The sequence below is a fragment of the Sphingomonas faeni genome (assembly GCF_003053745.1).
Lineage (GTDB): Bacteria > Pseudomonadota > Alphaproteobacteria > Sphingomonadales > Sphingomonadaceae > Sphingomonas > Sphingomonas faeni.
This window is the reverse complement of record NZ_QAYE01000001.1, coordinates 364,103-386,538: the sequence shown is the minus strand read 5'-3', so window position 1 is coordinate 386,538 and position 22,436 is coordinate 364,103. Positions and strand designations below refer to the sequence as shown.

The following is a 22,436-nucleotide window of genomic DNA, read 5'->3' as shown; positions in this document are numbered from 1 at the left end:
TTCGCTCAGCACGAACGGAAGGGTGTGAAAGGACGCTAACGCACCCGCTCCGGCCTACCCGGCGGCAACGCAGAAAGCGTGAACCGGTCGACATCTAGCCACCCGCGGCTCGCCGTCGACGCGTAGCAAAACACCGCAAGCTGCTCGCCCTGAAACGTCCCCGTCCGCCAAGCAAACGCGAGCGGGAAGTCCCCACCCAATCCGGTCCAGCGCCGCCCGTCCACACTATACGCCACCCGCGCAAGGTCGGTCGTGAAGTCCATGTCGGTCCGCAACCACAGCGCTTCCGTCCGCAGCAACGGCGCGGTGGCGCGATTCTCCGTCCGGGCACCGGCGACCGTGTCTTCGGTCACCTCCATCGCCAGCGTCGCCTTGCCGCCTGCCGCGCCCTGCACCGTGATATTCCCGCTGAACTGCCCGAACGTCCCGAAGCCACAGCGATCCCCCTGCGCCAGATGGCGGATGTCGAGCTTCACCTCGGCCCGGCTCGCCGGCCCCTGCCCCTTCTGCACCAGCGTATTGCGCGCGCTCCAGAACCCGGTCGCGATCGTCGGCTTCAACCGCAGCCACCCCGGCCGCTCGGACAACGACCAGCGCGAAGGCTCCGGATTGTGGTTCCACTGCCACTGCAACCCGAGCGTCGGTTTACCGAAATCGTCAGACGTCGCCGGCTCCGCGAACGCCCCACCCAGAATCGGTTTGGCAGCACGCGGCGGCACGCGACCTGGCGCCTCGCGCATCCCCCATACCGGCCAGTCGTCCTGCCAGAACACCGGGCTGAGGTTCGTCATCCGCCCGATCGCGCCGCTATCCTCCATCACGAAGCCGAACCAGCGACCATCGGGTAGGTCGACCAGCGCGCCTTGGTGCCCACCCGTCTTGTCGTCGATCTGGTCGCGCGTTTCCCACGGTCCGAACAGGCTGCGCGACCGCGACACGGTCAGCCCCAGCCGCGGCGGCAGCGCGTTGAAGAGGTAGTAATACGCACCGCGCCGAATGATCTTCGACCCCTCCGCGCCCTTGATATAATGCACCTTCTGCGACGCGGTGACGTGCGCCAATTGCTTGTCGAGCGTCAGCAGCGTGATCGTGCCGTCCGCGGTGCTCGCGGTCGCCAGGTACGCGCGCCCGTCCGGTTCGATGAACAGCCCCGGATCGAACGCCTCGCGCTCCAGTTCGTGATAGCGCCACGGCCCGCGCACGTCCTTCGCGTACCAGATCCGCGTCTTCTGCCCGACCGGCGTATTGGCGAGATAATAGGTGCCGGCATGATAGCGCAAGGACGAGGCATAGAGCCCGTGCCGGTACGCGTTGCCACCCTTCAGATCATATTCGGGCTTGCCCTCCAGCCGATCGACGAGGTGCGAGGCGAGCGTCCAGTTGACCAGATCGCGGCTGTGCAGGATCGTGATGCCGGGCGTGTTCGCGAACGTCGTCGTGGCGAAATAATAGTCGCTGCCGACGCGGATGATGTCGGGATCGGGATAGTCCGCGAACAGCACCGGATTGCGGAAGCTCCCGTCGCCCTGGTCCGATCGCCACACCTGTGCCGACGCGGCGGTCGCCAGCAGCCCCAGCGCGACCGCCACCGCGACCCTCATTTGCCGAACGCCAGCGCGCGCGAGAAGAACGGCATCATCGTGTCCTGCACGCGCCCTGCGACGCCGCTGGTGTGATCGCCCGGATATACCTCGAAGCTGTTCGCGATCCCGTAGCTGTCGAGCGCGGCGTGAAGCTTGCCGGCATCGTCCTTCAGCCCGTCGCGGTCGCCGACGTCGATCCCGATCGCCGCATAGCGCCGCAGATTGCCGAAATATTGGTCGAGCATCGCCAGCGGCGCATTGGCCGCCCAGCGCGCCAGCACGTCGGGTTGCGCCACGCCGTCCTTGACCGGGAGATCGAGATACAGCGGCGGCGCCTTGGGGTTGGGCGACCACGCCGCGGCGGTCGCGAGTTGCGCGCGCTGCCCCCATGACAGGGTCGCGCTGTCCGCCGGCGAACGCAGCGCGCGGATCGCCGTCTCGGTTGCGGCATCGGGCGTGCCGAGCGCGCGCGTCGACAGGCAGCACGGGCTCATCATGTAGAGCGCGCCGAATGTTTCGGGATGCTTCATGCCGATCCGCGCGGTGCCGTAGCCGCCCATCGAATGTCCCGCGAGCCCCCGGCTGCGGCGGTCCGCGATCGTCCGGTAATGGCCGTCGACATAGCCGACCAGGTTGCGCGCGACGAACGTCTCGAAATCGCCGACCGTCACCGAACTCGAATAGAAGGACCCGTTATGCGCGGTCTTGCTGTCGGGGATCACGACGATCATCTCGCGCGCGCCCTTCGCGAACGCGCCCTCGATCGTCTGCGGCACGTGGATCTCGCCGATCCACTGCTCCGCGCCGATCGAATAGCCGTGGAGAGCATAGACCACCGGATAGCGCCTCGTCGAATTGGCGCGATAGCTTGGCGGAAGGATGACGAGTACCGCCCGGTCCGGACTCTCGCCTTCGAGATTGCCTTCGATCGCGGGCGAGTGGACGGTGATCCGCTCGATCGTCACCGGCTTCGCACCAGCAACCGGCGGCGGTCCGGGCGTCTTGACCTGCGCCGAAGCAAGGCCGGTCGACAGCATCAACGCAGTGCCGAGTGCGACGAGAAGCTTGTTCACGGACATCCCCTTTTGTTGTTCACGCGCGCGCGAGGGCGTTGCCGCGCAGCCTCACCGCTTTCCCCGGGGTAAGCATCACTTCGACCCGTCGCGTGCCGTGCCGGATCACGCGACGCCCCGGTATCTCGCTGCGGACCACCGCCTCGACCAGTTCGCCCCCCTGCCAACGCAGGTCGACCGAACACCGTCCGCGCGCGCGCAACCCTGTGACGGACCCGGTCGGCCAAGCGCTCGGCAGCGCGGGCAACACTAAAATCTCGTCGCCGCGGCTCTGCATCAGCATCTCCGCAATCGCGCGCGTACCGCCGAAATTGCCGTCGATCTGGAACGGCGGATGCGCGTCGAACAGATTGGGATAGGTCCGCTCGGGGCCCAGCAGGAACGCCAAGATCCGGTGCGCGTGATCGCCGTCGCGCAGCCGCGCCCACAGGTTCGCACGCCACGCGGTCGCCCAGCCGGTCGATTCATCGCCGCGCAGTTCGAGCGACCGCCGTGCCGCCTGTGCCAGCGCAGGCGTGCGGTCGAGATCGATCTGGTCGCTCGGGAACAGGCCATAGAGATGCGAGACATGGCGGTGGTGTGGCTCTGGCGCAGCCGCGTCCCAGTCGCATTGCCACTCCTGAAGCTGACCTTGCGCGCCGATATGATCGGGTGCGAGCCGCGCGCGCGCCGCCGCGACTTCTGCCGCAAACGGTGCATCGATCTTGAGCAGTGCCGCCGCCTGGCCGACCTGGTCGAACAGGTCGCGCAGGATCTGCATGTCCATCGCCGGCCCCGCGCAGATCGACGCGCCCGCCGGATGGATGTTCTCGGGCGACAGCGACGGATTGGTCACCAGCGCGCCGGTCGCCGGATCGGTCTGCAGCGTATCGAGGAAGAACAACGCCGCCCCGCGCATCAGCGGATAGACCGAGCGCAGATAGTCGAGGTCGCGCCCGTAATCGTAGCGATCCCACAGATGCGTGCACAGCCACGCGCCGCCGGCCGGCCACAGCCCCCATTGCGCCCCGTCGATCGGCGCCGTCGCGCGCCACAGATCGGTGTTGTGATGGCACACCCACCCGCGCGCACCGTACATCGTCCGCGCCGTGCGCTCTCCCGTGATCGCCAGTTCGCGCACCATCTGCACCAGCGGCGCGGTGCACTCGGCCAGCGCGGTCACCTCCGCCGGCCAATAGTTCATCTCGGTGTTGATATTGACGGTGTATTTGGATTCCCACGGCGGCTTGATCGCGTCGTTCCAGATACCCTGCAAATTGGCCGGCTGCGTCCCCGGTCGCGATGACGCGATCAGCAGGTAGCGCCCATAGTCGAAATACAACGTCGCCAGCGCCGGGTCGTCGCCGGCGCGATTGGCACGGACGCGCTCGTCGGTCGGCTTGTCTGCCGCCGCCGTACGTCCGAGGTCGAGCGTCACGCGACGGAACAGCGCACGATGCGCGGCGCTCGTCTCGGCCCGGATCCGCTCGACCCCACGCCGGCTGGCACGATCGAGCGTGGCGAGTGTCGCGGCTTCCGGGTTGCCGCTCACATCGTCGAACCGGCGATAGCTGGTCGCCATCGCCACCAGCACCGTGACCGCGCGCGCTCCGGTGATGCGAACGCGGTTGCCACCTTCCGAGACGACACCACCCACCGTCGAAACCCGCGCCCGCGCCACGAACCGCAACCGCCCCGCAATCCCCGCCCGCTCGCCATTATGGCCGGCGAGCGTCACCGTCGCACCGTCGATCGAGACGCTCGCGCCAAGCTGCGGCGACTGGAGCCCCACCAGCAGGTCGAACGGCCGATCGCCGACAAGGTGCACCGCGATCACCTGATCCCCGGGCGACGCGAAAACGTCGCGCCGAAACCGCGTGCCGCCCATCGTGAAACTGGTGGTCGCCACCGCCGCATCGAGATCGAGCTGCCGGACATAGTCGCCGACAGCCCCCGACCCGCCGGGCATCTCCAGCATCAGGTCGCCGACCGGCTGGTACGCCATCTGAGTCTTGGGCAGGCCCATGACCTGCGCATTGGCGAGCGCCTGCGCCTCGGCGAACTTGCCCGCGTCGATCAACCGCCGCACCTCGGGCAGCGCCGCGTGCGCCGCCGGGTTGACCGGATCATACGGCCCCCCGGTCCACAGCGTATCCTCGTTCAACTGCAACCGCTCGCTGGCGGTCCCCCCGAACACCATCGCGCCGAGCCGGCCATTGCCAACCGGTAACGCCTCGGTCCAGGCGACCGCGGGCTGCCGATACCAGAGCCGCGGACCATCTGCCGGTGCCGCCGCCCACGCCTGACTCGGTCCGGCACCGGGTCCGGCAAGCGCAGCGACGGCGACCGCCGCTGCGCCTTCCAGCATGTCACGACGCGTGGGTTCGACGGTCATCGCCCGATCAGCGGAGATCGAGGACCAGCACCGACTTCGCCGGCACCGTCAGCGTCAGATTGCCGCCCGTCACCTGCGCGCCCGCGAACGGCTGCGGCACGACCGTATCCGGCGCGTCGAAACTGTTATGCGCGTCCATCGCGGTGCCGGTGATGATCCGCCCGCTTGCCTGCGTCGCCTGCAATCCGGCGAGCGATACCGACAGCGGCATCGCGCGGTTCGGGTCGAGATTGACCAGCGCGACATGCACCTGCCCAGCCGCATCGCGCACCGCCGACGCGCTGACCGCAGGCACCGCCACCTCGTCCTTGTGATACCAGGGCGACGTCACCTGGATCGGCAGCGAGGTCGCGCCCTGCCACGGCTTGTAGAGGTCGAACACCCAATAGGTCGGCGTCTTCACCATCTTCGCGCCGTCGGTGAGCAGCATCGCCTGCAACACGTTCACCATCTGCGCGATCGCCGCCATCCGGACCCGGTCGGCATGATGCGCGAAGATGTTGAGGTTGAGCCCGGCGACTACCGCATCGCGCAACGAATTCTGCTGCTCGAGGAAACCGGGATTGCTGCCCGGCGTCGGATCGTACCACGTGCCCCATTCGTCGACCGCGAGCATCACGCGCTTGGCCGGATCGTACTTGTCCATGATCGCCGAATGCTTGGTGATGAACTCCTCCATCTCCAGCGTGTGGGACATGGTGGACGCCCATTCGCGCTCGGGAAAGCCGATCGCCGCGCCCTTGTCCTTCCAGTCCTTGTCGCGCGGGCGGGTGTAGTAATGCAGCGCTAGACCATCGATGTTCTTGCCGGCGATCCGCATCATCGCCTCGGTCCACTCGTAGTTCGAGTCGCTCGGGCCGCTCGCGATCTTGAGCATCGGGCCGTTCGCGGACTTGGCGAACTGCGCATAGCGGTTGGTCAGGTCGGCGGCATATTCGGCGCGCATGTTGCCGCCACAGCCCCACAGCTCGTTGCCGATGCCGAGATACTGGATCTTCCACGGCGCGGCATGGCCGTTGCGTTCGCGCTCCTTGGCCAGCACGGTCGTGCCTTTCGCGGCGGTCATGTACTCGACCCATTGCGCGGTCTCGGACGGCGGTGCGCTGCCAACGTTGGCGGAGACGTAGGTGCTGGCGCCAAGGCGGTCCATCAACCCGAAATATTCGTGCGTGCCGAATGCGTTGTCCTCGTTGACGCCGCCCCAGTTGGTGTTGACCTTGGTCGGGCGCGACTTGGTCGCACCGATCCCGTCACGCCAATGATATTCGTCGCCGAAACACCCGCCGGGCCAGCGCACCATCGGCACGTTGATCGCCTTCAGCGCGTCCAGCACGTCGCGACGATAGCCGCCGTCATTGGGGATACGCGAGCCCTTGCCCACCCAGATCCCGCCATAGATGCCGTGTCCGAGATGCTCGGCGAACTGCCCGAACACGTCGCGGTGGACGACCGCGCCTGGCTTGTCGGCCTGCAACGTCGCCGTCACAGTCGGTGCCGCAGCGTCCTGCGCAACCGCGGGCATCGCGATACTTGCGCCCGCGAGCATCAGCGGCGCGAACGTCAGCGCGGCGAGCGCGCGCTTGAGGCCGCGCGTCTGGCCGGAACCCGACTGTGAAGTGCGGTGCGTCAACAGGTCCATACTCTCCCTTTCGGCCACCATGAGGCAGCCCCATCTTTTCGATACTTGTAGGAGTAGTTCAATCTCGGCCGGCGTCAACGTCGACCGGGTCGACTACGGCCGCTTGAAGGTCCAGCGCCCGGCTGGGCTGGCCGGATCGAACGTGGCGAGCGTCGGGGTGCTCGCGCCGATCGCGACCAATGCCAAGCCTGCACGGCGGCCCGGTACGGACTTCGGCATGATGCGGTAGGTGCCGTCCGTGAGTTGATCGATCCGCCACATCTGCTCGGTCGCGCCCGTGAACGCGGGCACCGTCTCGACCTCGCCCTTTGCGGTGGCGGCGAGCACCCGCGTCGTCCCGGCAATGGTGATCGTGTAATAGGGCGCACCGAAATACCCCCCGCCCCCCGCTGCCGGCGCGATCGTCCACAATTGGTGCGGGCGGTTCATATAGTCGGCGAGGTCGACACGGATGCGGCCCTGCGGCCAACCCGCCGAATCCTGCGCCAATGTCTGGGCGGGGATCGGGCTGACGGGGTCGGTCGGCTTGGCCATGAAGGCGCGACGCGGGTCGAACGCGATCCTGACGACATCGGTCGCGAGGCCGAGCGCATAGCCGCTGCGTTCGGACGCGACTTCATAGGTGCCGGGGACGACGTTCTCCCCCGCGACCGGCCAGCCGTCGGTCCAGCGGAGCGGCTCGATCCCCAACACGCTGCGGCCGCTGCGATCCATGTCCGCCTCGTAATGCATCGAGAATTTCTCGACCCCGCCGTCCAGCTCGATCAGCCCGAAATGACCGGGGCCGATGTTGCGACCACGCGCGCTGACGACCAGCTTGCCGCCGCCGCGCAGCAGCGGCGTCCCCATGTGATCGACATACGGCCCGAGCGGACTGCGCGATCGGCCGACGCGGATATGGTAGGTCGAATTGGGCCCGTCGCAGCACGTCCCGTGCGTCCCGAGCAAATAATACCAGCCGTCGCGGTGCATCATCGCGGTGGCCTCCATGTCGATCGCGACGTCGACCGGCTGATTGCCTGCGACGCGCAGGCCCGTCTTGGGATCGAGTTCGATGATGCGGATCGGCCCGAAATAGGTGCCGTAAGTCAGCCACAAATGGCCGTCGACGTACAGGAATGCAGGGTCGATCGCGTCGGCGGTCTCCACCCCGTCGCTCGACGCGACCACGCCGACGTCGTGATATTCGAACCGCGGCGATGTCGGATCGAGCGACAGCGTCCACATGATCTTGACCTGGCTTGCATGCCCGCCGGACATACCGCCGCCACCGACCGCATAGGCGACGTAATAGCGATCGCCGATCTTGATCACGTCGGGCGCGACGCCGCCGCCGGGGCGCTCGGGACCGCTGCGCCACGTCCAGCCGTCGTCTGAGACCAGGCCTCCGCCACGCGTGCCGAACGTATAGTATTTGCCGTCGGACTCGGTGACCGTCGACGGATCGTGGATGAACGTCTCGCCCTGCAACTGCGCGGCGGCGGGCGACGCGCCGGCGGCCAGGATCGCGGACAGCCCGAGAGCGGCGGCGGCAAGACGCGTCATGAGGGTCTCCATGCTAGCGGACATCGGTCTTGAGGTCGGTGATCGGGCGGCCGGTCTCGTCGACGAAGCGCACGCAGAAGTCGCTCAGGCCGGGGCCGTTGATCACCGCGCCGCGCAGGACGTTGCGGCCCTTGCGCAGCGTCACGCGGTCCGACAGCACGTCGTCCATCACCATGCGGCGATCGTTGAACAGCCCGGCCGTCTCCTTGCCGTTCAGCCACCAGATCGACGCCGAGTTCGACCCGACCGCGAGCCGCACGTCGCGCATCTCGCGCGGGCTGTCGACGATCGTCACCGCCCAGAAGATCACGCCGTAGGTCGGCTTGCCGAGGCCCTTGGCGAAGCTGAACAGCTTGACGTCGAACGCGCCGGAATCGAGTGCGTGCCAGCGTAGCGGTTGGGCCGCTTTCACGACTTGGCCGTCGCGCGGGATCGCCGTGAACTGGCCGGGGAAATACTGCGTGGTCAGCGCCTGCCGGACATAGGTGGCGGTGAAGCCCGTATTGCTGCGGTTGGGCTTGTCGATCGGCTCGAGCAACAGCCAGCGACGCAGGAACCCGTCGCTGTCGGGCGTAGTGGGCCCTTGCATCACGGGTTGGAAATACGGTGCAAGGCCCGTCGCCGATGCCAGCGCCGAGTCCTGTCCGTTCGCCCCGGAGGACATTCCGGCCAGCGCCCCAAGCGCCAACCCGATCGCCCGAACCCTCGTGAAGCGCATAATACCCGTCTCCCCCTGCATCATCGTCATCGCCGTACGAGCATGCCGTTGGCGTCGAGCCAGTGCATGAAATCCTCGAACCAGCCGGTGCTGGTCGTGCCTTTCTTTCCCAGCCCGAAGCCGTGCCCGCCTGCCTGGTACAGGTGGAACTCGACCGGCTTCCCCGCCTTCTGCCAGGATTCGATCAGGCCGAATCCCTTGTTCGCGAACAGCGGGTCGTTGGCGGCGAGCACCGCGAACAGCGGGGGGGCGTCGGTCGGCACCTTCACCGCCTCCATCGATCCATAGATCGGCGCGATGAAGGCGAGATGCGTGTCGGGGGCGGCCAGCGCGGTCGCCATCGTCGTCATCGCCCCCGCCGAAAAGCCGACCATGCCGACGCGGGCGGGGTCGATTTTCCACTCGGTCGCGCGCGTCCTCACCAAAGCAACCGCGGCTCGCGCATCGGCAATCTGGTCGCCGAGGCCGGCGATCGCCTCGTCCGGGCTCATCCGCCGCTGCGGTTGCGCGGCACCCGCGAACATGGCCGTAACCGATTGCTCGAACCCACCCATGTCCGCCGGCGTCGGCTTCAGGCGGTATTTCAGCACGAACGCCGCGATGCCGCGGTCGGCGAGCGCCTTCGCCACGCGCCAGCCCTCGTTCTCCATCGACAGCATGAGAAAACCGCCGCCCGGCGCGACGATCACCGCCGCTCCGGTCGCCTTGGCCGGATCGGGCAGGAACGGCGTCAGCGTCGCGGACGTGACGTTGCGCGTCATCGCGACGCCGTACTGCTGGAACCATGCCTCGGGCGCGGCCTGCCCTTTCACGCCGCCGGTGTTGAGCGGGATCGCGGTCGGCTCGGCAGGAGGCGCCGTCGCGGTCATCCGCGCGTCCTGCGCCAGAACCGGCGTCGCCAATGCCAATGCGCTCGCCAACAACCCAAATCCGATCGACCAACGCATCGCCTTCTCCCCCAGAGTGTACGTCACACCATTCTCACGACAACAGGATACGCCGCGCGGCACCCTCGGGATCGTCGACCATGCGGCTCGTGGTATCGAACACCATCGTCTGGCAGCGCTGCGGATCGCTTGGCGTCCAGGCGAGGCCGGGCTGGCTCGGATTGCCGGTTCGCGCGAAGTTCGCCCACGCAGTCGCCATCGTACGCGCGAGCCGTCGTGCGTCTGGCGTGTTGCCGGTTCCCTGGTCGCACAGTTGCGTATTGTCGAAGCAGAAAGCGAGGTCGGCCGTGTGCCACGCACCCGCGACGCCACCCAATTGCGGCGACTGCCACTGGAACAGATATTGGTACACCGGCGCGCCGCGCTGTGCGTGTTTCAGCCGCACCATGTCCTGCACGCGGTTGCGGTTCTGCAGGCCCTGCACGCCGTACGCCAGCGTCCGCACCGCCTTTTCAGGATGCGCCTGCTGCATCGCCGCGATCAGCCGCCCGGCCTTGTCGCCACCCATCTGCGTGGTGAGATCGGTCCGCCACTGCACCTCGCTCGGATTATAGCCCCAGCGCATCCCCTCCTCGCTGACGTTGCCGATCATCACCGGCACGTCGCGCGACACCTCGGGCGCGATGTCCGAGTACGAGCGGACGTCGATCACCTTGCCGTCGAGCGTCGGGTTCCAGCCCACGCGTGGCGTCAGCGAAGGCCCCATCGGCCAGCGCGGGCCATTGATCTCGGTCGCGACCTTGTTGCCCGCCTCGAACAGCGGCTTCCACGCGATCCGCTGGAGCGCGCCCAGATCCTTCGGCCCGATGTTCAGTTCACGCAGCACGCGCCGCGAGAAATCGCGCGACTGTTCGGCGGTCGGCAGCGACCCGCCGCCGCCCGACTGCACCGCGGCACGGTGGATCAGGCCCTTGCCGGTCGCCATGCCGAGCAACGTCGTCACCTTCGATCCGCCGCCCGACTGGCCATAGATCATCACGGTGTCGGGATCGCCGCCGAACCGCACGATGTTCTCCTGCACCCAGCGCAGCGCCGCGACGCAATCGGTCATGCTGACGTTGACCGACGTGTCGTACGCCGCGCCGCCGACCTCGGTCAGGTCGAGGAACCCGAGCACGTTGAGCCGGTGGTTGATCGACACCTGCACCACGTCGTGATGCCGTGCCATCTGCGCGCCGTCGTGCGAGGCGAGTTCGTACGACGATCCGAACGCGAACCCGCCGCCATGGAAATACACCATCACCGGCCGCTTGCCAGACAACGATGGCGTCCAGACGTTCAGCTTCAGCATGTCCTCGCCAATGAACCCGTCAGTCCATTGCTGGAGGAACGTGTGCTCGACCGCGCTGAAATCATGCAGCGTCTGCGGGCAGTTCGCGCCGTAGGACAGCGTGTCGCGCGACTCGGTCCAGCGCTGCGGCGGCTTGGCGGGCAGCCAGCGATTCTCGCCGCCGGTATCCGCGCCGTAAGGCACGCCCTTGAAGGTATAGACTCCGTCCGAGACATAGCCGCGGACCGGACCGTATTGCGTCCGCGCGATCGCCGATTGCGGCGTGGAGCAGGTGCCGGTGCGCGATGCGGAAGATGCAGGCGCAGCACGCGCGCGACCGATCGCGGGCAGCATCAGCCCCGCCCCGGTGGCGATCGATGCAAGCATCGCACGACGACGATCGACGGTTGGCCCGGTCATCCTCTTCTCCCTATCGATTGCGTGCAGGCTGTTCTCCGACGTCCCGAAAACGGAACCGTCGCGTGCCCTTTGCAACCTCGTATGGACAATAGGGTGATACCGCTACCCTGTCCATACAGCTACGGCGACAGCGGGTGGCGTATGCGGCTGTTAGCGCTATAGTCGCGGGAATAGCAGGCGAATCCAACGCCGCATGACGATACCGGAGAGGAAAAAACCATGGCGGCCAAATCCGCAATCTGCCTGATCGCGACCCTGCTCGCGGGCGCCGTACCCGCGATCGCTCAGACAGGCCCGCGCGCCGCGTCGACCGACCTGACGCTCAACGCCGCCGGCTATTACGAGGCGCCGGCCGCCAACGTCCTCGTATTCTCCAACTGGTATGACGGCCTGTTCGCCGATTCGAAGATCAGCGGCGTGGAAATCATCCAGCAGGGCGAACGCATCGCCACCAACGGCGACGTCCGCCTTTCTTCCACGCCGGGCCAATGGGACGCGATCGGGCGCCTCGTCGACCGCAAGATCGACGCCGCAACCGGCGCGATCACCGTCACGCTCGAATATCCCGACTATAAATGGCGCTACCGCGTGCGCTCGGAAAAGCGCGGCGGCGCGGTCGCCGTGTCGGTGATCCTCGACCAGCCTGTGCCGGCCGCGCTCGCGGGCAAGGCCGGGTTCAATCTCGAATTCCTTCCCGCCGCCTATTTCCACCACAGCTATATGGCGGACGGCGTCAGCGGTGCGTTCCCGATCTACCCAGCCGATGCGATGATCCAGACGCCGCAGCGCAATGCGGCAAGCGGTCGCGCGGAGGGCCCCGGCGCCGAACCGACCGCGATCGCCAAGGGCAGTCGCTTCGTGCTCTCACCCGAGGATCCGGCACGCCGCGTGACGATCCGCTCGACCGCCGAAGTGCAGTTGTTCGACGGTCGCAACCAGGCGCAGAATGGCTGGTTCGTGCTCCGCTCGCTGCTGCCGGCCGGGCGCACCGGCACCGTGCTCGAATGGACGATCCAGCCCAACAGCGTACCGGGCTGGCTCCGTCCCCCGGTGATCGCGCATTCGCAGCTCGGCTATACGCCCGACGCGCGGAAGGTCGCGACGATCGAGCTCGACCGCAACGATCGCCGCCTGCTGCCGGCGCGCCTGCTCCGCGTCGGCGAGGATGGCAGCATGACGCCCGTGCCGACCGCGCCCGCCAAGCGCTGGGGCGACTATCTCCGCTACAGCTATCTGCAACTCGATTTCAGCGCGGTCCGCCAGCCCGGCACCTACGTGCTCGACTATGGCACCACGCGCACCGCACCGTTCCGGATCGCCGCCGACGCCTATGCCGGCGCATGGCACCCGACGCTCGACGTCTATTTCCCGGTCGCGATGGACCATATGTTCGTCAACGAGGGCTACCGCGTCTGGCACGGCGACGCGCATCGCGACGACGCGCGGCAGGCGCCGACCGACCACGAGCATATCGATCTCTATGCGCAGGGGCCGACCACCGACACGAAGTTCAAGTCGGGCGAGCACATCCCCGGCCTCGCGGTCGGCGGATGGTTCGATGCGGGCGACTATGACATCCGCACCCAGTCGCAATATCAGGTGATCCGCTCGCTGGTCGACAGTTGGGAGCGCTGGCACCCGATGCGCGATACGACCGCGATCGACTGGACGCGGCGCAAGACCGAGATCCACGTCCCCGACGGCACGCCCGATCTCGTCCAGCAGATCCGCCACGGCACGCTGCAACTCGTCGCGCAGTTCGACGCGGTCGGCCACGCGATCCACGGCATCGTCGAGCCCGACGTCGCGCAGTACACGCACCTCGGCGACGCCTCGACCAAGACCGACGGGCTGGTCTACGATCCCGCGCTCAAGCTCGGCGAGGAAACGGGCGGCCGCAGCGGGACGCCCGACGATCGCTGGGCGTTCACGACCAAGGCCTCCGCATTGAACTACGGCTCGGTCGCCGGGCTCGCGGCGGCATCGCGCGCGCTTGCCGAAGTCGATCCGGCACTGTCGAAGAAGGCGCTCGGCATCGCAACGTGCACCTGGGCGGAGGAACAATCGCACGCGCCCGACCTGTACCAGCACGGCAACACCACCGGCGGCCCGCTCGATGCCGAGCGTTTCTCCGCCGCTGTCGAGCTGCTCCGCACGACCCGCGATCAGCGCTACGCCGCCGCGGTCCAGTCCCTTTGGCCGGCGATGGAAAAGACGTTCATGTTCAACCTGCGCGATGCGGTTGCCGCCATCCCATTCATGCCGCCAGCCTATCGCGCGGCGATGATCCCGGCGGTGCGCGCCTATGCCGCCTCCGCCGAGACCGCGGCGAAGGCCAACCCGTTCGGCGTGCCGATCACCACCGGCGGCTGGGCGGGCAGCGGCACCGTGCTCGGCTATGCGATGAACGCTTACACGCTGCACAAGGCGTTCCCGGAGATCATGCCCGCCGACGCGGTGTTCCGCGGGCTCGAGTTCCTGGTCGGCAACCACCCCGCATCCGACGTATCGTTCGTCTCGGCCGTCGGCACCGTCTCGAAGGAAGTCGCCTACGGCAACAACCGCGCCGACTTCTCGTTCATCGCCGGCGGCGTGGTGCCGGGCGTGCTGATCATCAAGCCGGATTTCCCCGAGAACCATGAGGACTGGCCGTTCTTCTGGGGCGAGAACGAATACGTCATTCCCGAAGGCGCGATGTGGATCGAACTCGCCCAAGCCGCGCAGGAACTCGCCGCGGCGCCTGCATCGAAACCAGCCCAGACAGCCAGCGCAACCAAGTGAGAACCGCCATGAAAATCCAGAAATTCGCACTGCTCGCCGGTCTCGCGCTCGGAACGCCGGCGTTCGCCAGCGACGCACCGCGGTTCAGCAGCTTCAGCTATGACGGGCACACGCAGGAGAAGGTCAGCGTCGGCCCCGACCAATATCGCAACCCGATCCTGTCGGGCTATTATCCTGACCCGTCGGTGACGCGCGTCGGCGACGACTATTACCTCGTCCTCTCCTCGTTCGCGCACTACCCCGGCCTGCCGATCTTCAAGTCGAAGGACCTGGTGAACTGGACGCAGATCGGAAATGCGATCGACCGGCCGGAGCAACTCGACTTCACCGGTATGCGCACGTCGCAGGCGGTGTTCGCACCCGACATCTCGTACCACGACGGCGTCTTCTACATCGTCAACACCTGCGTCGAGTGCAAAGGCAATTTCGTCATTACCGCGAAGGACCCGGCGGGACCGTGGTCGAGCCCGACATGGCTGCCGTTCGAAGGCATCGACCCGTCGATCTACTGGGAGGGCGACAAGGCGTATATCGTCAACAACCGCGCGCCCGCCGAGCCGCCGCGCTACGACGGCCACCGCGCGATCTGGATCCAGGAATATGACTGGCGCGCGGGAAAGATGGTCGGCGACAGCGCGCAGCTGATCAACGGCGGCGTCGACATCTCCAAGAAGCCGGTTTGGATCGAGGGCCCGCACATCTTCCGCAAGGACGGCTATTATTACCTGACCGCAGCCGAGGGCGGTACCAGCGTCAACCATTCGCAGGTCGCGCTGCGCTCGAAGTCGCTGCGCGGACCTTACGTCCCGTTCGCGGGCAATCCAATCCTGACTCAGCGCGATCTCGACCCGGCCCGGGCCAACCCGGTCACGTCGACCGGCCATGCCAAGCTCGTCGAGACGCAGAACGGCGACTGGTACGCGACCTTCCTCGGCGTGCGGCCATACGAGGGCGACTATTACAATATCGGCCGCGAGACGTTCTTGTTACCGGTAACATGGAAGGACGGCTGGCCGATCATCCTGCCGAAGGGCCAGCCGGTCCCGTTCGTCGGCACCAAGCCCAAGCTGCCTGCAAGCCCGCCCAGCCGCATCCCGACCAGCGGTGACTTCGGCTATGTCGACAGCTTCGACGGTAGCAAGCTGGCGATGCAATGGGTCGGCGTACGTACGCCCAAGACGCCCTTCTACCGGCTCGACCACGGCGACCTGATTCTCGACCGCGGCGGACACATCGGCGACCTCTCCAAGGTGCCCTCGTTCGTCGGACGCCGCCAGCAGCATCACGTCGCGACGATGTCGACGACGGTCCGCTTCACCCCCGACACCGATGGCGACCGCGCAGGCCTAGTCGCAATGCAGAGCGACACAAACTATCTGTTCTTCGGCATCACCCGGATCGCCGGCAAGCCCGTCGTCGCGCTCTACACCGCCGACAAGGGGAAGGAACAACTGGTCGCCTCCGCACCCGTCACCGGCACGGGCCCCGTCACGCTGACGATCCGCGCGAACGGCGGCACGATGGCGTTCGATTATGACGGCGCCGGCGGCCAGAAGACCCTCGCGCGCGACGTCGATGCGCGCATTCTCAGCACCAAGACCGCAGGCGGCTTCGTCGGCACGCTGGTCGGTCCCTATGCGTGGAGGAAGTGAGTCGAGTACGTCCACAGGCGACTAAGGTCATGTCGACAGTCGTCCGCCCGGCGTGCTAAGAGTTGACACGTTTCGTACGGTAGCGCTACCCAAACACATCGAAGCTCGACACCACATCAGATGGTGAACATTAGGAAGGACCACGGACCGATGCGTTTCAGCCTCGCGCCTACGCTCGTCATTGCCGCACTTGCCGCAACGGGGACTATCGCCCTCGCCCAGACCAATGGGGGGAACGCACCCTCGACGCCCGGGGCTAAAACCACGTCCGCCGGCAAGGAACCGCGCAGCCCCGACGGCAAGCGCTATCTGTCGCAGCCGCTGGTCACCAGCATCTACACCGCCGATCCGTCGGCGCACGTCTTCGGCGGCAAGATCTACGTCTATCCGAGCCACGACATCGACGTGAAGATCCCGGACGACGACCTCGGCAACCAATATGCGATGCGCGATTACCGCGTCCTGAGCATGGACCGCATCGGCGGCCCGGTGAAGGTCAACGGCGTCGCGCTCGACGTGAAGGACGTGCCCTGGGCGTCGCAGCAGATGTGGGCCCCCGATGCCGCCTACAAGAACGGCACCTATTATTTGTACTTCCCGGCGCGCGACAAACAGCTCGACAAGAACGGCCTCGGCACGTTCCGGATCGGCGTCGCCACCTCGAAGAGCCCGGTCGGCCCGTTCAAGGCCGATCCCAAGCCGATCGCCGGCAGCTTCTCGATGGACCCTGCGGTGTTCACCGACGCGAACGGCGCGAGCTACATGTATTTCGGCGGCATCTGGGGCGGCCAGCTCCAGCGCTGGAAGGATGGCAAGTTCGACGCCAACGGCTCCGACACCGATCTCGGCAAGGACGACCAGCCCGCGCTCTCGGGCAAGATCGCCAAGCTCAATCCCGACATGAAGAGCTTCGCCGAGACGCCGCGCGACGTCCAGATTCTCGACGAAGCCGGCAAGCCCGTGCTCGGCGGCGACCATGAGCGCCGCTTTTTCGAGGCGTCCTGGGTCTTCACGCGCGGGGGCAAATATTACTACACCTACTCGACCGGCGACACGCACTTCCTGAACTACGCGACCGGTGACAACCCGTACGGCCCGTTCACGTACAAGGGCCATATCCTGAAGCCGGTACAGGGCTGGACCAGCCACCATTCGATCGTCGAGTGGAACAAGAAATGGTGGCTGTTCTATGCGGACACGCAGATGAGCAACAAGAACCACCTCCGCAACGTCAAGGTGACCGAACTGAAGTTCGCGCCCGACGGCTCGATCCCGACCATCGATCCGTTCGTCAACTGATGTTCCTCGGAATCGATATCGGCACCTCGGGTGTCAAGGCCGTGGTGCTCGACCAGCATGGCAGCGTGGTGGGCCAGGGTACCGCCGCGCTGACCGTGCAGCGGCCGCATCCGCTCTGGTCCGAACAGGATCCGGACGCTTGGTGGAAGGCGACGATCGCCGCGGTGCAGGCGATCGACCCGAGCGTCCGCCGCTCGGTGCGCGGCGTAGGGCTTGCCGGCCAGATGCACGGCGCGACGTTGCTCGACGCCGACGACCGGCCGCTCCGTCCCGCGATCCTGTGGAACGACGGCCGCTGCTTCGCCGAATGCGAGGCACTGGAGCGCGCCGTCCCCGATCTGCGCGCGATTTCGGGGAACATCGCCATGCCCGGCTTCACCGCACCGAAGCTGCTGTGGGTGCGCGAGCATGAGCCGGAGGTCTTCGCGAAGATCGCCACGGTGTTGTTGCCCAAGGACTATGTCCGGTTGCTGATGACCGGCGACAAGGCATCGGACCTGTCCGACAGCGCCGGCACGTTGTGGCTTGACGTCGGCCGCCGCTGCTGGAGCGACGAGATCCTCACCGCCTGCGGGCTGACGCAGGCGCAGATGCCGGCGCTGTACGAGGGCACGGAGATCACCGGCACGCTCACCGCCGAGGTCGCTGAGCTGTGGGGCATGCCGCAGGTGCCGGTCGCCGCGGGCGGCAGCGACAATGCTGCGGGCGCAGTCGGCGTCGGTGTCGTCAAGGACGGCGATGCGTTGCTGTCGCTCGGCACGTCGGGCGTGATCTTCGTGGCGACCAACGACTTCCGCCCCAATCCGGCGCGTGCGGTCCACGCCTTCTGTCACGCGCTTCCCGGGATGTGGCACCAGATGTCGGTCCATCTGTCGGCGGCGTCGTGCATCGACTGGGTCGCACGGATCACCGGTGCCGCCGGTGCCGCCGACCTGTTCGCGCGCGCCGAGGCCGCCGGCCCCGCCAGTGGCCCCGAGATCTTCCTCCCCTACCTCTCGGGCGAGCGCACGCCGCATAACGATCCGGAGGTGCGCGGTGCGTTCCTCCGCCTCGACAACGACACCGATGCCGGTCGCCTGTCGCAGGCGGTATTGGAGGGCGTGGCGTTCGCGCTCGCCGACGGTCTCGACGTGTTGCGGGAGGCCGGCACGACGGTCGAGCGCCTCGCGGTGATCGGCGGCGGTGCCCGTTCGCGCTATTGGGGTCAGGTGATCGCCGCGGCGATGGAGGTCGAACTCGTCTATCTACAGGGCGGCGAGGTCGGCCCCGCGCTCGGTGCCGCACGCCTCGCCCAGCTCGGCGTCGACGGCGGCGACCCCGCTGAGATCTGCGTCGCGCCCCCCGTCTCGCACACCATCGTCCCCGACCCTGCCCTCGTCTCGGCGCTCGCCGAAAAGAAGGCCGCGTTCCGCCAAGCCTATTCCCGCATCACCCCAAAATCGTAGGAAGCTTTGATGTCCGACTTCTTCGCCGATATCCCCCAGATCAAATATGAGGGCCCCGACAGCACCAACGAGCTGGCGTACCGCTTCTACGACAAGGACAAGATGGTCCTCGGCAAGCGCATGGAGGATCACCTCCGCTTCGCCGCGTGCTTCTGGCACACCTTCTGCTGGCCGGGCTCCGACGTGTTCGGCGGCGGCACGTTCGATCGCCCGTGGCACCGCGGCGCAAACGACAGCGCCGCCGCGGCGATGAAGCGCGAGGTCGCGTTCGAGTTCTTCAAGACGCTCGACGTGCCCTATTACTGCTTCCACGACGTCGACGTGATGGCCGACGCCGCCAACATCACCGAGCACCGTAAGTTCTTCGCCGAAGCGGTCGATCATCTCGAACAGCTCCAGGCCGCGTCGGGGCGGAAACTCCTGTGGGGCACCGCCAACCTGTTCAGCCACCCGCGCTTTGCCGCTGGCGGCGCGACCAACCCCGATCCTGAAGTGTTCGCGTTCGGCGCGATGCAGGTCCGCGATGCGCTCGAGGCGACTCACCGTCTCGGTGGCCAGAACTACGTGCTGTGGGGCGGTCGCGAGGGCTACGAGACGCTGCTCAACACCGACATGAAGCGCGAGCTGGACAATTTCGGCCGCTTCCTGAGCCTGGTCGTCGAGCACAAGCACAAGATCGGCTTCACCGGCACGATCCTGATCGAGCCGAAGCCGTTCGAGCCGACCAAGCACCAGTACGACTTCGACACCGCGACGGTGTATGGCTTCCTCAAGCGCTATGGCCTGGAGAACGAGGTCAAGGTTAACATCGAGGCGAACCACGCGACCCTCGCCAGCCACACGTTCGAGCATGAGATCGCGACCGCCGCGGCGCTCGGCATCTTCGGCTCGATCGACGCCAACCGCGGCGATCCGCAGAACGGCTGGGATACCGATCAATTCCCGAACTCTGTCGAGGAATTGACGCTCGCCAATCTCGAGATCATCCGCGCCGGCGGGTTCACCACCGGCGGCTTCAACTTCGACGCCAAGGTGCGGCGCCAGAGCATGGACCCGGCCGACCTGTTCTACGGTCATGTCGGCGCGATCGACGTCGTCGCGAAGGGGCTGCTCAATGCCGCCAAGCTGATCGAAGACGGCCGCATCGATGCGATCAAGACCAAGCGCTATGCCGGCTGGGACGGCGAATTCGGTGGCGCGATCGGCGGGCTCGACCTCGCCGGCATCGCCGACCTCGCGATCGAGCGCGGCATCGACCCGAAACCGGTCTCGGGCCAGCAGGAGCGGATCGAGAACCTCATCAACCGCGTCCTGTAATTAACGACCGCCCGATCCTGCGCTCCGGCGTGGGATCGGGCATGTCCCGAGAGGGCGGAAATGCGCGTCGGCTGCCGGCGCTCGCGGCATTCTGACCGACCGGGAGAGACGCGATGCCGACCCTGACACGTGCGGTATCGGCGATGATGCTGATGGCGACGGGATTCGCGACCCAGCCATCCTCCGCGCTCGCGCAGCTTGCGCCACAACCGACCTTTCCCGTGATCGCGCCGCCCCCCGCAGCGCCTGCGCGCCATCACATCGTCATTCCAAACCGCCCCGCTCCCGTACCGGTCGTGCTCCACCTGTCGCCGAACGGATCGGACGCAGGCGACGGATCGACCGCGCATCCGTTCGCGACGCCCGCGCGCGCGCAGGCCGCGGTGCGACGTCTCAATCCGGATCACGACGTCACCGTGCGGATCGCGCCGGGCACCTATCGGCTGACCGTACCGCTCCGCTTCACCGCCGACGATGGCGGCCAGAACGGCTTCACCGTCCGCTGGGAAGGCGAGCCCGGCACGCGTCCGATCCTGTCGGGCGGCATGCCGATCGACCGGTGGCGGCTCGCCGATCGCGCGAAGGGCATCTGGTCCGCCGCCGTGCCGAAGGGCGCCGACCCGCGGCAACTGACGGTGAACGACCGGCTCGCCAGCCGTGCCCGCATCGAGATCCCGCGCTCCGCCGTCACGTTCCAGACCTGGGGCCTCGACATCAAGGACCCGGCGTGGCGCGAACTCGCCTCGCTCCCCGACCAGCGCCGTATCGAGATCGAGGGCATGAGCTGGTTCACGCATCGCCACGCCGTCGTCGACCGGATCGAAGGCGGATCGCCCCAAGGAAACCGGATCGTCATGCAACAGCCGGGCTGGCGCAATAACCTGATCGGCTACGACACCATTGCTCGGCCGGTCTCGGCCGAGGTCGCGCGCCTGTTCCTGGTCAATGCGCTCGCCTTCTTGCGCGAGCCTGGCCAATGGTATGTCGAGCCCAAGGCGGGGCTGCTCTATTACAAGCCGTTGCCGGGCGAGGACATGCGCCGCGCCAAAGTCGTGATGCCGATCCTCGAACGGCTCGTCTCGATCGGCGGCAGCTATGATCGACCGGTCCGCGACCTCCAGTTCCGCCACCTCGCGTTTCGCCACACCAGTTGGCTGCAGCCCTCAAGCCCGCAAGGCTATGCGAGCCAGCAGAGCGGAGCCTATCTGGCGGGCGACGTGACCGGTTATCCCGCCGACCCGATCCGCGATTGCAGCTGGGGATGCACCGCGTTCGAGGCGATGCGCAACCGCTGGAACCAGCAGCCCGCCGCAGTGCAAGTGGCCGCCGCGACCCGTATCGTGTTCGACGACGACCAGTTCTCGCAACTCGGGCAGGTCGCGCTCGGCATTGGCAACAATCCCGACGCGAACGACGGCGGCGTCGGACTGGGCGCGGCGGCGATCGAGGTGACGCGCAACAGCTTCAGCGATCTCGCCGGCGGTGCGATCATGGTCGGTGGCATCCGACCCGACGCGCACCATCCCTCGCGCCCCGAAATGGGGCTGCGCGACATCCTGATCCGCGACAACCGGATCGCCGGCGTATCGCGCGACTACAAGGAGCAGTCGGCGATCCTCGTCACCTATGCGTCGGGGACGGTGATCGCGAACAACGACGTGTCGGACGCGCCGTATGACGGGATCGACATCGGCTGGGGATGGGGCACGAACGACCTCGGCGGCAGCGCGGAATATTGGCGACAGCAGCGCGGCTACTACGACCAGCCGGGCAATCTGGTCTACGATACGCCGACGACGCTGCGCGACACGGTCGTCGTCGGCAACCGCATGACCCGGGTCAAGCAGTGGTTTCCCGATGGCGGCGCGATCTATCATCTGTCCGCCGATCCGGGCGCGCTGATCGCCGACAACTACATCGCCGATGTCGCGGGTGCGGGCGGGATCGCGATCTATCTCGACGAGGGATCGCGCTACGTCACGGTCCGCAACAACGTGATCGACCGCGTCGGCGGCGTCTGGCTGAACCTGAACTCGCAGGATTTCATCGCGCCGAAACGCACCGCGCTGGACAATCTGGCGATCGGCAACTGGTATAATTCCGGCCGGCTCCAGGGGTCGTGGACCGACTATCTGAACAACCGGTCGGTCGACAATATCAAGGTCGAGGGCGATGCCTGGCCAGCCGCCGCGCGCAGCGTGATCGACCACAGCGGGGTCCGGCCGGAGGACAAGCAGCCCTGACGATCGCGGCCACCCACGCGTATCGCACTATGCCGAGGTGTGTCGATTTCGGCCCGAATCCGCGCCTTCTGAGCCCCAGGACAGAAAATCTCTTATCGTCTCGCGATTGTCACGCGGCTATCACCTTGGC

General features: G+C 66.9%; 14 protein-coding genes. 6 read left to right on the top strand and 8 right to left on the bottom strand.

The window, feature by feature from the left end; genetic code table 11:
• Positions 1 to 35: 35 nt before the first annotated feature.
• The 8 genes from C8J25_RS01710 to C8J25_RS01675 all read right to left on the bottom strand — a co-directional run bounded on the left by C8J25_RS01710 (position 36) and on the right by C8J25_RS01675 (position 11,569).
• Positions 36 to 1,601 (bottom strand): glycoside hydrolase family 43 protein, encoded by a 1,566-nt coding sequence (locus C8J25_RS01710; RefSeq protein WP_107951992.1) that lies wholly within the window; start codon positions 1,599 to 1,601, stop codon positions 36 to 38.
• On the bottom strand, positions 1,598 to 2,620 hold the full coding sequence (locus C8J25_RS01705) for an alpha/beta hydrolase (RefSeq protein ID WP_107952587.1): 1,023 nt from the start codon (positions 2,618 to 2,620) through the stop codon (positions 1,598 to 1,600). Before C8J25_RS01705 ends, C8J25_RS01710 begins: the two co-directional genes overlap by 4 nt.
• Positions 2,621 to 2,675: 55 nt before the next feature.
• Complete coding sequence (locus C8J25_RS01700) at positions 2,676 to 5,030, bottom strand: glycoside hydrolase family 95 protein (protein WP_107951991.1); 2,355 nt, start codon at positions 5,028 to 5,030, stop codon at positions 2,676 to 2,678.
• 7 nt (positions 5,031 to 5,037) lie between these two features.
• A complete protein-coding gene (locus C8J25_RS01695; RefSeq protein ID WP_107952584.1) occupies positions 5,038 to 6,576 on the bottom strand; it encodes an alpha-N-arabinofuranosidase in 1,539 nt (512 codons plus the stop codon).
• 186 nt (positions 6,577 to 6,762) lie between these two features.
• The gene (locus tag C8J25_RS01690) at positions 6,763 to 8,214 is read right to left on the bottom strand and encodes a family 43 glycosylhydrolase (protein ID WP_208622487.1); all 1,452 of its coding nucleotides are present in this window, start codon (positions 8,212 to 8,214) and stop codon (positions 6,763 to 6,765) included.
• A gap of 13 nt (positions 8,215 to 8,227) precedes the next feature.
• A complete protein-coding gene (locus C8J25_RS01685; protein WP_107952582.1) occupies positions 8,228 to 8,932 on the bottom strand; it encodes an acetylxylan esterase in 705 nt (234 codons plus the stop codon).
• A 26-nt stretch (positions 8,933 to 8,958) separates the two neighbouring features.
• Positions 8,959 to 9,879 carry an alpha/beta hydrolase gene (locus C8J25_RS01680; RefSeq protein WP_107952580.1) on the bottom strand — a complete coding sequence of 307 codons (921 nt, stop codon included), beginning with the start codon at positions 9,877 to 9,879 and terminating at the stop codon, positions 8,959 to 8,961.
• A gap of 34 nt (positions 9,880 to 9,913) precedes the next feature.
• Entirely contained in the window at positions 9,914 to 11,569 is a 1,656-nt protein-coding gene (locus C8J25_RS01675) for a carboxylesterase/lipase family protein (protein ID WP_107951989.1), read from the bottom strand.
• 219 nt (positions 11,570 to 11,788) lie between these two features.
• On the opposite strand from C8J25_RS01675, the gene C8J25_RS01670 reads away from it, so the two are divergent.
• From C8J25_RS01670 to C8J25_RS01645, 6 genes are all read left to right on the top strand, one after another.
• Positions 11,789 to 14,350, top strand: a complete 2,562-nt coding sequence (locus C8J25_RS01670) for a glycoside hydrolase family 9 protein (protein WP_107951988.1) — start codon at positions 11,789 to 11,791, stop codon at positions 14,348 to 14,350.
• An 8-nt stretch (positions 14,351 to 14,358) separates the two neighbouring features.
• Positions 14,359 to 16,002, top strand: coding sequence for a glycoside hydrolase family 43 protein (locus C8J25_RS01665; protein WP_107952578.1), 1,644 nt, complete (start codon positions 14,359 to 14,361; stop codon positions 16,000 to 16,002).
• A 150-nt stretch (positions 16,003 to 16,152) separates the two neighbouring features.
• Positions 16,153 to 17,301 (top strand): glycoside hydrolase family 43 protein, encoded by a 1,149-nt coding sequence (locus tag C8J25_RS01660; protein ID WP_107952576.1) that lies wholly within the window; start codon positions 16,153 to 16,155, stop codon positions 17,299 to 17,301.
• A complete protein-coding gene (gene xylB / locus C8J25_RS01655; protein ID WP_107951987.1) occupies positions 17,301 to 18,746 on the top strand; it encodes a xylulokinase in 1,446 nt (481 codons plus the stop codon). Before C8J25_RS01660 ends, xylB begins: the two co-directional genes overlap by 1 nt.
• Positions 18,747 to 18,752: 6 nt before the next feature.
• Positions 18,753 to 20,063 carry a xylose isomerase gene (gene xylA, locus C8J25_RS01650; RefSeq protein WP_107951986.1) on the top strand — a complete coding sequence of 437 codons (1,311 nt, stop codon included), beginning with the start codon at positions 18,753 to 18,755 and terminating at the stop codon, positions 20,061 to 20,063.
• Between the two features lie 113 nt (positions 20,064 to 20,176).
• A complete protein-coding gene (locus C8J25_RS01645) occupies positions 20,177 to 22,306 on the top strand; it encodes a right-handed parallel beta-helix repeat-containing protein (protein ID WP_208622486.1) in 2,130 nt (709 codons plus the stop codon).
• Positions 22,307 to 22,436: the final 130 nt, after the last annotated feature.

Excerpts from the sequence above, each read along its gene's own strand:
- C8J25_RS01710 (WP_107951992.1), bottom strand. The coding sequence starts at position 1,601 with ATGAGGGTCGCGGTGGCGGTCGCGCTGGGGCTGCTGGCGACCGCCGCG.
- C8J25_RS01705 (WP_107952587.1), bottom strand. The coding sequence starts at position 2,620 with ATGCTGTCGACCGGCCTTGCTTCGGCGCAGGTCAAGACGCCCGGACCG.
- C8J25_RS01700 (WP_107951991.1), bottom strand. The coding sequence starts at position 5,030 with ATGACCGTCGAACCCACGCGTCGTGACATGCTGGAAGGCGCAGCGGCG.
- C8J25_RS01695 (WP_107952584.1), bottom strand. The coding sequence starts at position 6,576 with ATGCTCGCGGGCGCAAGTATCGCGATGCCCGCGGTTGCGCAGGACGCT.
- C8J25_RS01690 (WP_208622487.1), bottom strand. The coding sequence starts at position 8,214 with ATGACGCGTCTTGCCGCCGCCGCTCTCGGGCTGTCCGCGATCCTGGCC.
- C8J25_RS01685 (WP_107952582.1), bottom strand. The coding sequence starts at position 8,932 with ATGCGCTTCACGAGGGTTCGGGCGATCGGGTTGGCGCTTGGGGCGCTG.
- C8J25_RS01680 (WP_107952580.1), bottom strand. The coding sequence starts at position 9,879 with ATGCGTTGGTCGATCGGATTTGGGTTGTTGGCGAGCGCATTGGCATTG.
- C8J25_RS01675 (WP_107951989.1), bottom strand. The coding sequence starts at position 11,569 with ATGACCGGGCCAACCGTCGATCGTCGTCGTGCGATGCTTGCATCGATC.
- C8J25_RS01670 (WP_107951988.1), top strand. The coding sequence starts at position 11,789 with ATGGCGGCCAAATCCGCAATCTGCCTGATCGCGACCCTGCTCGCGGGC.
- C8J25_RS01665 (WP_107952578.1), top strand. The coding sequence starts at position 14,359 with ATGAAAATCCAGAAATTCGCACTGCTCGCCGGTCTCGCGCTCGGAACG.
- C8J25_RS01660 (WP_107952576.1), top strand. The coding sequence starts at position 16,153 with ATGCGTTTCAGCCTCGCGCCTACGCTCGTCATTGCCGCACTTGCCGCA.
- xylB (WP_107951987.1), top strand. The coding sequence starts at position 17,301 with ATGTTCCTCGGAATCGATATCGGCACCTCGGGTGTCAAGGCCGTGGTG.
- C8J25_RS01645 (WP_208622486.1), top strand. The coding sequence starts at position 20,177 with ATGCCGACCCTGACACGTGCGGTATCGGCGATGATGCTGATGGCGACG.